The 13,338-nt window shown below is 38.6% G+C and carries 4 protein-coding genes and 2 pseudogenes; all 6 read right to left on the bottom strand.

Annotated features, from left to right (window positions below; all coding sequences use genetic code 11):
• Nucleotides 1–294 precede the first annotated feature (294 nt).
• A pseudogene (locus ACFQ88_RS22405) lies at nt 295–388 on the bottom strand (carbohydrate ABC transporter permease); the annotation flags it as partial.
• Between the two features lie 160 nt (nt 389–548).
• A complete protein-coding gene (locus tag ACFQ88_RS22400) occupies nt 549–983 on the bottom strand; it encodes a hypothetical protein (protein WP_379456915.1) in 435 nt (144 codons plus the stop codon).
• A gap of 668 nt (nt 984–1,651) precedes the next feature.
• Nucleotides 1,652–1,762, bottom strand: a pseudogene (locus tag ACFQ88_RS39830) (RHS repeat-associated core domain-containing protein); the annotation flags it as partial.
• Between the two features lie 315 nt (nt 1,763–2,077).
• Nucleotides 2,078–2,344, bottom strand: a complete 267-nt coding sequence (locus tag ACFQ88_RS22390; RefSeq protein ID WP_379456911.1) for a hypothetical protein — start codon at nt 2,342–2,344, stop codon at nt 2,078–2,080.
• A 16-nt stretch (nt 2,345–2,360) separates the two neighbouring features.
• Nucleotides 2,361–7,802, bottom strand: a complete 5,442-nt coding sequence (locus ACFQ88_RS22385; RefSeq protein WP_379456909.1) for a polymorphic toxin-type HINT domain-containing protein — start codon at nt 7,800–7,802, stop codon at nt 2,361–2,363.
• A 312-nt stretch (nt 7,803–8,114) separates the two neighbouring features.
• Entirely contained in the window at nt 8,115–13,232 is a 5,118-nt protein-coding gene (locus ACFQ88_RS22380) for an RCC1 domain-containing protein (protein WP_379456907.1), read from the bottom strand.
• Nucleotides 13,233–13,338 lie beyond the last annotated feature (106 nt).

The following is a 13,338-nucleotide window of genomic DNA, read 5'->3' as shown; positions in this document are numbered from 1 at the left end:
ATTATATGAGGTCTCACCCATTTATAAGCTCATTTCACATGACGGTAGATTTGGACCGATTTTAGGGAGTCTTTGCCCTTACCGGTTGTTCTACAGCAACGAGCAAAAGAACACAGATGGTGGCAAGCCTAATCTTTCTAATTTTAGGTATAAGATCAAAAAGTCAGCTCTCTTGTTCAAGAATTCATGGCTTGATTGTCCCGATAGGGTGATCCGGTGGAAGCCAAAGACGTTGCACGATTATCATAGGAGCCGTAACTGTTACGATCTTACCGATACCTTCGCAATTCGTAACTATCCTTTAATGGAACCAACAAAAGTTCCTTTTTACAAAATATTTCTGAATGAACGGATACACCAACAGTATGGGCAGCGTGATGATCAAGATAAAAGAAACCCTGTGAGGAAATCCCTAATCTCCGCCGCGCGCACGCTCCAAGCGATTTCTCGTGATATTGTAAGCTAGGCAGAAGGAATCCAGACAAAAAAGTAACCACAACGCGAGGGTTAGACGCATTGTGGTCTCTGAGAATCGGGAATCAAACCTTCTATTTCTCTTTAGAATAACTTTTCATGTTTACTTTATCCCAAATAATACTGCTCCCATCCTCATAGTATAATGCAAATGTTTTTTTGTCCTTTTTATAACTTAGCACTTTGATTTTAGCATTATATTTCTTCTGAACATTAGTAATAAATTCATCAATAACTTTTGCCTTCTCGGTACCCCTATGCATTGTTTTATCCCCTGATAACTCACCGATTAAGCCTCTATCAGGATCATCATCTGCAATTTGATCACAAAATATTGAGACCCATGTTCCAGTATTTACCCAAGAAGCTTTTACCAGCTTATTTAGGCTTGATATATTTTCGTTTATAGAGCTTGAATTGTCTTCCTTATTATTTGAACAACCTATATTAACAACGAGAATCGAAACAATAATTAAAAATAAAATAATAACAATCAATTTATTCTTCAACTAAAACTCTCCTAAGTAAATTAATTTACATTTCATCTAAACCAAGTCCAAGGCTTATACCACACTGATTGAGGAGAAAATTTTGCGAAAGCACTATCATCGCCAGTTCCACTTGAAGCAAAATTCCATGGAACTAACCAAGTATCACCGTTTTTAATCCTTTTTTGCCCATCGGCGGATTTTGGCAAACGATTATAGTGACCTAAGTTCGAGTCATTTGTAAATATAGATCCACTTACATAAGCATACACATCAACACCAGTCTCTGTTGCAATTATTTGAGCAATAGAGTCAGAATCTACACTCCCATTTTCCCCACCAGTTCTGCATGAAAATAATTTAATAACAGCATCGTCATTAAATATAATATCATCCCAATCAGTATCTGCATCTATGTTTGTATCCTCTCCAGCTGCTTCGAACACCCCTAATAAATCGCTATGCCCCTCACCAGTTCCATGTCCGAAGTACAGGAATACATCAACTCCAGCTTTTCCAAATTGTTCACCAGCACTCTTCATAAGCTTTTCTACACCAGTATTACCATTTTTCCCAGCTTGGACAAATTTCACTGTGTCACTCTCATGTTCTTTTTTCCATGTATTGGCGGCATTTATAAATACATTCCCAGAATCATAGCGCTCCCCTATTACTGCTACTACATTTCTATGACCACTAGGATCCCAATAAGATAATGGATTATTGTGAACATACGTATAAAGATTCAAACTCAGCGGATTCGTAATATCCCCTTCATACGTATCCTCTTTAATAAAGCGCTCCATTCAAAAAAAAGAAGGCGGCAACCAGCAATTCCAGTTACCACCAATTATATCATCCCGCCTGTTTTGTCAAAAGAATCGGCTTCACATATTCCGTTTTATTTTTCATCATGGCAAAGATCACATCGACCAATTTCCGCATAATACAAATGATGGTAATATACCAATAGACTAATTAATTAGTCAATAGTTTTCGGAAAATCTTAGGTTCCGCCGCGCGTACAACTTGAGTGATTTTTCGTGTTGCCTTAAGCGCGGCTAAGGAAAAAGAAAAACCACAATGCGAGGGTTAGTCGCATTGCGGTTCTATTTCTAAAGGATGACATCGATATTAACTAACTGTTTTTTTATATCCCAGTTATTTGGCTTAGAAACAGTCGAACTAAACCAAATAGCTCCATTTCTCAACCATCTATTACGATATTCTTCAATTGTTTCGGGGTTATCTTTCGCGTCATCATCAAATCCAGATTGAAACCCGCAACAACAACAAATGGAATGGGTTGGAAACCCATTTTTATTCCATTGTGGCACATCTAATTTGTCATAGCCACATACAACACAAACAAAATTATCCATTTAATCCTCCCGATTTTTAAGGTGATGGGTTTTCTGTTGTTGTTCTAATAAAATAATCATATCCAGCATTCGGGTTGCTACTTCCAAATTTAGGTTTATAAAAACTACCTATTTCCCCATCGCTATGAATATAAACTATATCATTAGTTGAACGTCTAAAAATAACTTCAGTATCTCCTTGAAATCTTTTGATGATGTTAGTTCCATCAATGGTAGAACTAGCTAAATCAAATGCAGCATGATAATAATCTTCTTTTGTAAAATCGTCACCATACTCCCTCATTCCACCGTTCTTACCTAAAACATGTTTATCATAATGACTCTCAAATCTTTTAAAACCGTCATAACAGCTAATATTATGAACCCAAATTCCCAGATTACTTACAAAATAGGTGTGAAAATCAGCGACAGTAAAGTTAAATACTTTGACTTTTTCCTGATGCTTCACTATTTCGATGCTATTAATAATTAGATAGTCTCCGTTACTCTGCTGTAATTCATCACCAATCCTCAGATTCAATGCTAGTACCCATCCTTTTCCTTTCACCCAGAAAGGATGGTTATCGGTTGTTTCGATTATTTGTTCTCCAACCGACAGTTTGTAGGTTACGTCCTTTTCATTACCATGGAGCTGAATCACTTCTTTATACGCAATTTCACCGGTTTCTTCATTTTTCGAGAGAACCTTGTCACCTACTTCAATATCTTCAATTGCTTTTTCCCCATTTATCGTTAATACTTTTGTTCCAGCAACGAAACAATTACACCCCATTGCTTTTCTTGCAACTTTGGTAACATCTCCAACTTCATCTGACCACTTCCCTACTCTAGCGGCAACTTTCCCCGCTTTTCCTACTGGGACAAATGACATTCCCAAACTATTAATTGCATCCGTAATTTCTTGTGGGTCTTTTGAATAAATTAAAGTTAGAATTTCTTCCATTCCGAAGACGTAATATGCTCCGATGTCTCTCCAGTTATCATTGTAATATTCAAATTGTGAATTATAACGATGGTAGCCCGTTTTTTCATATAAATATACATCGAAGATATTATGACCAGTTGGATCAACATATCTTGTTGGATTATTATGCGCATACGTATACAAATTCAAACTCAGCGGATTCGTTATATCCCCTTCATACGTATCCTGATTAATAAACCTTCCTATGCTAGGATCATACCATCTCGCCCTCAAATATTGTAAGTTTGTACTGCTATCCCAAAGCTCACCACTGTATCGGAACGGTTGATCTATATTTCCAGGCGTTGATAATGGGTTACCCCAAATATCATAGGAATATTGAGATACCCAATTACCTGAACCGTTGGTTAGTCCGACAATATCGCCGTGTCCGTTCTGAACATAGTATGACTTACTGTCACTAGCATCAGTAAGAGCAACCAAGCCTTTACCACGAATATATCTTGCTTTTAAGGACGCAGACCCATTCGTCACATTACCTTCTGCAATAATATTTGCACCATCATTGTAGTAACGTGTAGTTTGACCATTCTCAGTACGTTCATACAGCAACCCATCTCCATTATATCGATAGGAAACATTTTTACCATCACCCGTAATAACCTGTGTAAGCCGATTCCGATCATCGTAGTGAAATGAAGAACCTCCTATATTCATTGCGTTACTACTTACTACTGTCTGGCGGTTGCCTCGTGAGTCATATGTGTAGGTTTCATTAAATTGACTTGATGTTTCGATACGATCCAACTTATCGTAACCAAAGTTGTACGGGTTACCATTTTCATTTCTACTAGTCTGGTTACTGTTATTATCGTACCCGTAGCTAAACGAATTAAGTGTTTGCCCATTGCTCTGTTTTTGAACTAAACCGGTTAAGTTTGCTCCATCGTAGTTATACTCTGTCTTAATTCCGTTTCTAAGTTGAACCGACGATAACAAATTATTTTCTTTATATACGTACGAAGCATCCCAGTCATTTTTGGAAGGGCCAACTGCTGTCAATCGATTTCTTGTGTCATAATCGTATTCCATTTTATAACCAAACGGATCGGTCATCTGTGTCCGATTACCTTGAACATCGTATTGATAAGTTAACGTCCTTTTATCTGGGAAAGTCACAGAACTTTGACGCTTGGTTATTGAATCATATTCATAGACGGTTTTCCCCGTTGCATCCTCCATGGTTAATCGTCTGCCTGCCGCGTCATAAGTGTAAGTGATAGTTTCATTAGCAGACACATTACTCGTTAAGAGATTTCGGTTATTGTAGTTGTACGTTTGTTTCTGTTCTTTACGATCAATATACTTGCTTATGTTACCATTTGCATCATAATAATATTTTTCAACTAATCCTGCAGGATCAACTTTCCGGATAACGTGCCCTAGTTCGTCATACTGCTTCTGCTGCTTATTTCCATCAGCATATTGAATTTGAGTCATGTTCCCTGCAAGGCTATAGCTATACTGCGTTGTCCGATCTTCTGGATCCGTAACTGAAATTACACGACCCAGTACATCGTAATTAAATGAAGTTTTATTATTGTTTCCATCTGTACTCGACAATTTGTTACCAACATTATCATAGGTAAACGAACCTAATGTTACGTTACCTGCTCCTTTAATCCATTCTTTCTTTATCATGCGACCTAATTCATCATAGGTATCTCGGTACTGATTTGATTCCGCATCCTTCAAAGTCTGGGTACGGTTTATATCATCATAAGATGTTGTAGCTGCACCATCTCCTGGAAACGAGGTTTGAGTCAATCGTCCCCAAGCATCATAGTTGTTATCGGTTCTGTTACTTCTTGCGTCTTGAATCCAAGTGTTTCGTCCAAACTGATCATACCCATATTTCGTGAATCCACTATTTACTATACCCTGCGAGATTTTCCACCCTAACGGGTTGTACTCTGTCGCAACGGAAATGCCTGTCTCGTCTACTGCAGTCAGTTTGTTTATTAAGTCATCATAATTCCATTTTTTAACATTTGTGTCTGGGAAAATAACTTTAGTGATTCGTCCCAGCTTGTCGTACTCATAATTGGTTGTGTGCCTATTCCCATCGATAGACTGCGTTAATTGACCTGTTGAACTATTATAGCTAAAATCGTTTACTGCGGAACTACGATTACCCGCTTCGTCAGTCCAATACTTTGTCTGTTTGGTGGGGAAGGCTGCTTTGTACTGTTCCCCATATTCATACTCACTTATAATGTCTCTCTGGTCATCCTTTATGATCATTTTCAATGGATTACCGTATGCATCGAAACTTGGGTATTGTACCTGTTGTATAATTTTACCAGAAACATTATTTTCTCTGACCAATTTCTCAGTTATTCTGCCACGATCATTTCTAGTGTATTCCGTATAAATAGACTTACTATTGTCAATCGGCTGAGTAACTGATTTCAATAACCGCTTGTAGTTACCATACTGTCCATACGTATAAGTTGTCGTTAGATTAAAAGGATTGGTTTCTGTTAACACATTACCATCATTATTATACGTCCGCGTTGTTAGTAACTTCGTCGACTCTGTTCTAACGTTATTCACGGTATTAACCGTTTTGCTCGTTATCGTAAGTGGAGCCGGTCGACGCTTAGCTTCATCGTAGGTATATTCAGTAATGCGCTCTTGTAACCCTCCATCTATAGGGCCTTTCTCCACAACTTTCGTATTGTACATCTGAGAGCTTGTATTTTTATCAATCCAGTCTCTCCTATAATCATATTTCATTTCGGTTAACCCATTTTTTACTATGGTAGAGAATGTCGAGTCACTATCGTAGTCCTGAACGTCATTCCCTGCCATATCGCCATCGTAAGAAAAATCACGACGGTTTTTTCGTTCGATTGTACCATTATCATATTTAATAACATCTTCACGAGAATTTACTTTCGGAACATGTTTACGTGAATATTCTCCTATTAAACGTGGGGTAGATCCATAGGTATATTCTGAAGCAGCCCCAGTTGGATGTGTAACCTTTGTTAGTGCTGCAGTTGGATTAGCAAAAGTCGGTGTCGGTCCTGTGAATGAAAATCTTGATTCGTTGTTAATCGTATATTCATAAACTTGTCTTCGATCTTGAGCATCCACATAAGATTCCAAAAATTCACGGGTAGTATTTAAAAATGGTTTATTCCTGCTAGGATGAGGATAATAAATCTCTTTTTTTAGTTTGTTATATCGGATTGTGCGATCACCAAGTGAAACCTCAACACGATCATCATAATATTTAAATTCCATCTTGTTACCTATGGAATCTGTAATCGTATCAATGATAGAACCATAAGTAGGATGTGAGATATAGCTGAATGTAACTTCATTATCGTAAGTATCCACTATTTTAGATAACTTTAAGCCACTGAATATGTATCTCATTCCTGAGATATGTCTAAGTTCGTATTCGCCATATTCATTATTTCCAGAAAACCCATAGTCCCACCAAGGGTAGTCCTTCAAACCGATAACCGACCCGTTATCCTCTAGGACCTCGTAGGAACTTCCGTCCATCATGACAAGGTACTTTGTGTATCCGCTTTTTGTCATATGAGGTATATTCCATTGCCAACCAACTCCTAAAGGGGAAGGCTTATCAAAAATATACTCAAAGGCTGGCGGTTCAATCCAATTTGTGTATAAATCTCGTTTTGGTATAAGAGGTTCATCTGTATGGGGTACTTTTGTTCCTTCTTTGATTTCTACCACTTCACGGACCGTACTTCCATTCTCTACGTACCAGTCTGTTAGGGGTTTTATTTGCCCTCTATTATTGAGAATCCAATCCTTCATATATTCTCGATCAAACCAATTATCGTAAGCAATGATTATATTCCGATAGCTGGGTCTAGAGGGGGTTATTACAGATCCATTGACCAGAGACTGTTTATAATACACGCCTTCAAATTGAAGTGTGTAGTTTCCTGGTACCACAGATTTAACTGTTGGCTTATAGATCTCAGTATCCGAACTACTGTAAATGCGCCCTAAAGTAAATGATGCATCTCCACGTCCAGGCAATGTTAAGTCACTGGTAACAATGGAAAGCCCTCCACTTAACGTCGAAATACTTTCATTCTGTGAATCAATTTTATACGGCGACTCATCAGGATTAATATTAACCTGACCCAATCCGATAATATCATAAGTCTCTCCAGAAGCAGCTGCCATAGCAAAAGTATTTATGCCATAAACTGAAGATTGAACCGACTGTGTTTGGTAGACAGATGACTGAATAGTTTGCGTTCCATAAACTTCTGAGACCACAGAATGAGGATCTGCATGCACTTTCCCTACTGCTATCTGCGATTCGTTGATTGGTTTTGCTGATACATTCTCTAAGCTCTCGATTTCTTCTGAAGATTCGTTAAGAACTCTTCCACCAACCTCTGCAGCGGCAAAAGTAGGAACAATGGATGATAACAACAGGCTGATAGATAAGATTATTTTTAGTGTTTTCTTTACCATAGATGCCTCCAACTAAGATTGGTGTCAAACGTTTTCTCCGTAGTCCTGTAGCATAATATTTGATTTGTATCCAGATTCCCCTTGAGCACTTTTACTCTAATCAACTCAGTACTTACTAGTTGAGTTCGCCAATATTAGTGGTGTACTAAGAACCATTCAGGGACTTAACTGCCAAGCTGAAGAACCATAGCTTTTCTATGCCTCAAACCGCCGCAGCCCGTGACTGATGATAAGCACTTTACACGTTCATAGGAACCACCTTAGTTTGATCAAGCGGAAGTACTTAGGAACTTCCGCTTGACTTTTACATGTTTATTGCTTGATTACTGCAACTAAATTCCCATTTGCATCATACTGATAATCAATGACTGTTCCATCATCTAGTTGAATATAATCAAGTCTTCCTGAACTATCGTAATGATAGCCTATTTTTGCCGAAGGACTAATCAAGATGGAGTTACTCGCTTCCGATACGTTCCCCTCTGCATCTCTGGCTTTAACCGTAAACTCGTACTTTAAAGTATTGTTTATGCTGTATAATGTATACGTGGTCGCATTTGTGGTCCCTATCTTGGATGAGCCATTGTAGATATCATAACCTGCAATCTGGCTATCATCTATGGATGCCCCCCAGGTTAGGGTGATACTTGAATCAGTACGGTTAGAGATCCTTAAAAAAGTAGGAGCTGTCGGTGGTCCAACAAAGACGAGATTACTCGCATCCGATATATTCCCCTCAGTATCTCTAGCTCTTACAGTAAACTCATTCTTCACAGCACCGTTTATGCCAGTGACTGTATACGAAGTCACAGTCGCACTCGTAGTTCCTATCTTGTTTAAGCCATTGTAGATGTCATAACCATCAACTTTGAAATTATCGCTGGATGCTCCCCAAGCTAGAGTGATGCTTGAATCAGTACGGTTAGATATTCTTAATGAATAAGGAGTTGTTGGCGGTGTTGTATCTATTTCTTTCGGTAAAAACAGCACCTTGGAACCGGAATTTGATACATTCCCTGCTGCATCCTTGGCTCTCACAAATATTCTATTCTCATTAAATGGAAGATTAATCGTAGCGCTTGTTACATTCCCTGCAAGCTCCTGGAAACGCAGCGAATTGATATAAAGAATGTATTCAGTAACAGCAACATTATCAGTTGCTGGTGCCCAGGATACCACAACCGTGTTTCCGGTTCGGCTTGTTAAACTGATTGAGTCAACAGCAGTCGGTGGTGTAATGTCTGTACTTACTGTTATAGAATCTGACGCAGAGTTTCCAGCAGCATCTACTGCATAAACCGAAAACCTATATGTTGTATTTTCAATTAACCCTGTCACCTCATACGTAGTTGCAGTTGTCGTTCCAATGACTTTATCACCCTCACGTATCTGATAGCTAACCACCCCAACATTATCGATAGTTTCATACCATTTCAATGTCACACTTGTACCAGTTCTATTTTTAACACTTACATTTGGCTCACTAGGTGGCGTTATATCGGTGCTAACTGTCACGGTCTCAGATGAGACATTACCTGCTTCATCCCTTGCCTTTACTGATATGGAATATGTTGTATTTTCTATAAGTCCTGTTAAAGTATAATTCCGGGCTGTCCGAGGTAATGAGGTAACCAATGTTGATCCGTTATAGATGTCATAATTCGTGACTCCCATGTTGTCATACGATTCAAACCACTTGATGCCAACTCTGTTTGCTGCTCGCTCGAATACATACACATTTGGGATAGATGGTGGTTTTACATCAGTATTTACTACCACATGAGTTGGTTCTGAAATATTCCCTGCAGCATCCTTTGCCCTCACAGAAAATGTGTATTTTAAATTCTCTCCTAATCCTGAAACCGTGTAATTCAAAGATGTACCTGCTACTGTTGCAATCAATATTGGTTGATAACCTTCCCGATAAATGTTGTAACTTGCTATACCGATATTATCAGATGATGCAGACCAATTTAGTTCAGCACTTGTCGCCGTGCGGTTGGTTACAAACACTGAGGCTGGTGGTAACGGAGGCGTAGCGTCTGTGCTTGCTGACACGCTGTTACTTGATTCAGAATAGTTACCAGCTCCATCTATAGCTTTAACGGTTAAAGTGTAGGAAGTATTGGCGTTTAGATCTGTTATTGTATATTTTAATGGCTCTCCGTAAACGGATCCGACTCTAGATGAACCCATAAAAATCTCGTAACCAATAGCCGCAATATTATCTGTAGAAGCGGTCCAAGAAATCGTAATACTTGACCCTGTCCAGCTATCTACTTTTACTATCGGTGCTGTTGGGGGAGTTAAATCGGTACTTACATTTGCTACAGGACCTTTACTAGATGTATTCCCTGCTGCATCTCTTGCTTTAACTTCAAGCAAGTAAGTACGATTTGGTTCAAGTCCTGAAATCGTATAACTCCTTGTTGTTCCATCAACTGTTGCTACTAGGGATCCCCCGATAAAAATGTCATAGTTCGTAACCCCAATATTATCAGTTGCTCGATCCCAGGAGAATGAGATGCTGTCTTCAGTCCTGTTGGAAACTGTAAGATTGGAAAACACAAAACTTGGGGGAGATACATCTGTACTTACAGTCACACTATTGCTCATTGGAGAAATATTCCCCGCATAATCAATAGCCTCCAAAGTAAAAGTGTGCCAATAATTCGGTCGTATACCTTTTACTGTATAACTTGTCATTGAACCATCAACTATAGCCTCATATCTTTTCCATCCATTAAGATAAATATAATATCCTTTTACTCCAATATTATCTGAGGAAGCACCCCAGGCAAGAGTTACACTTTCTATTTCCCGGTCGGTAACAATTAATGAAGTAGGAGCTGTTGGGGGCGTCACATCCGTACTCCCTATTTCTTGATTACTTACTTCCAATACGATACCATTCGTATCAATCCCTTTTACTTTGAAGGTATATGTTGTATTCTCATTCAATCCTTGTACAATATAGCTTTCGTTTACTGCATCTTGCGTTGCGATTAATGTATCTCCATTAAAAATTTGATATTTGGCAGGTTGGAACAGATTATGTTTCCAAGATAGTGAGATGCTCGTGCTAGTTCTCTTGGTTATGTTCAAATCAATTGATGGTATAAACTCCGAGGTAGTGCCTGTGATACTACTGGCCTGAGACTCATTTCCAGTTATGTCTCTAGCCTTCACCTCAAAAGTATAAGATGTTAGTTCAGTGAGATCCTTAATGATAAAAGAGGTATCCATTGTTATACCAATTAGCTCAGATCCCTTGTAAATATGATAACCAAACACGCCTACATTATCTGTTGATCGATCCCAACTTAATGTTAGTGCAGTCGGCTTAGTTTTGGATACCACTAGTGAATTTGGTGATGTTGGGGGTTGGATGTCTTCCATTTCTAATCGTTGATCTACACGAGTAGGAATAGTTCGATATTCACCAGAAACACTTTTGTCTTCTCCCCAAGACCAAAAGTACCCATCTTGTGATATTGCTGACGATCTCGACCATGATGCTGCAATAGACTCTACATTCGATAATCCAGTGACTTGGACTGGAGTGAAGCTATCTGTAGTTGCTCCATTACCCATTTGTCCATTATTGTTTTTTCCCCATCCGTATACGGTGCCGTCTTGCTTTAAAACTAAAGCATGGTTACGCCCCGTCTTGATGTCTGTAATATTTGAAAGATCTTTAACTTGAACCGGTGTTAGACTGTATTGTAAGTTTGTTGCATTTCCCCCGAGCAATCCGTATTGATTTAATCCCCATGCCCAAACTGAACCGTCCTGTTGTACGGCAAAGGCATTCATTTCGCTTACCGACATGGAAATAACATTTGATAAGTTGCTGACCTTTACCGGAACATAACTATTATTCATTGATCCATTCCCTAAAAATGGCACACCTCCCCATGCCCATAGAGAGCCATCTTTCTTAAGGGCTAGTGATGCATCTTTTCCAGCTGCAATAGCTTTCACGTCCGTTAATCCAATTACTTGAACCGGTGTAGTACTCGTCGTATTGGTTCCGTTCCCTAATTCCCCATAATTGTTATATCCCCATGACCACACGGTTCCATCTCGTTTTAGTGCTAGTCCATGATCATCTCCTGATGCAACAGCAATCATATCGGATAATCCAGTAATTTGTGTCGGGGTAACTTTTGTGTCTATGGTTATTCCAGTACCGAGAGCACCGACAAAACTCATTCCCCACGACCATACGCTGCCATCTTGTTTTAGTGCTATGGAGTGATCCCATCCTGTTGCAATATCAATAACATCTGTTAGTCCATACACACCAATGGGGTATAAACTTTGTGATAAGTTTGACCCGTTCCCTAATTGTCCATTAGAATTACTTCCCCATGCCAGTACTCTTCCGTTTGCAGTTAATCTGATCGAATGAGAGTTACCCATCTCAACTGTAGTGGTCGTGGGGTCTATGACGATAGGATAAACCAGTCCACGATCATCCAACGTATACTCTACAAAGGTTTTATTACCTTTTTGTAGTACTTTAACGTCTAGTTTATCGTACCGCTTAATATTCTTTGCTGCATCCATGACCCATGGTTGCGGAATTCGGAAAGATACTTCACCTTGTTCATCAATAAAATCTATCGAACCATTAGCATTTGAATAATACTTCACATTTTTTGTTTTAAGTTCAAACTCAAAAGTTGAGGGGGCTTTATTGTTTTCCAAATGAATTTCCATCTTCAGTTGGTCATTAAGTACTTGATAGAGCAAATCAGTGCTTTGCCATGCATCCCTGAAAATGATGCTATTATCATAAACAACACCTGTGACGTTATTCATACCATAGGGTTGATATGTAACGCTTTGATCCTCTAATGAAAATGTAATGTATGGGTTTGCTTCTTTATTATTCAGCCTGACGTTAAAGTAATTACTTAACATACTATGTGTAAAATTGGAATTGGTATTATCTTGATAAATCCCAGTATCAATTCTCTTCCAATCTTGCCCGCTATAGTAGTAGTAAGGAGTGTAGGTCGCTTTACCAACGGCACTAATCCTACTAATATTTGGAAATGATTTCACTTCATGCTTATAATGCTTATCGAGAAATTGTTTTAAAGCATCTGGTGTTGTCGAAGGGATTTGTGTAAAGACATCACCATATGTAGCTGCTGGTACATCTATTGGTTCTCTTTTATTTTCCTGGTATACATCTTGAGCCACTAGCTTACTACTTCCACTTTGGTCTTTAGACAAAGAGGTCTTTTGCGGATCAGATGAGTTATTTGATAAATCCGATCCTTTGGACATCCCAGGAATGTTGCGGAAAGACTCCATAGGTGTTGTCTCTGCGTATCCAAAATAAGGAACACAAGATAACAATAAAAACATACTAAAACAAACTATCAATATTTTTTTAGCATTATTCCAACGATGCAAGGATTTTTCCCCCTGTAATAGTAATGATGACTCATTGAAATACTTAAGACCTATAAAAACAACCTCCATTCTTTCCTTTTTCAACAAAAAATTCCACAACTCACAG

This window comes from Paenibacillus sp. NPDC056579, from assembly GCF_042793215.1.
GTDB lineage: Bacteria > Bacillota > Bacilli > Paenibacillales > NBRC-103111 > Paenibacillus_S.
This window is presented reverse-complemented; position numbering and strand designations above follow the sequence as displayed.

Excerpts from the sequence above, each read along its gene's own strand:
- ACFQ88_RS22390 (WP_379456911.1), bottom strand. The coding sequence starts at position 2,344 with ATGGATAATTTTGTTTGTGTTGTATGTGGCTATGACAAATTAGATGTG.
- ACFQ88_RS22385 (WP_379456909.1), bottom strand. The coding sequence starts at position 7,802 with ATGGTAAAGAAAACACTAAAAATAATCTTATCTATCAGCCTGTTGTTA.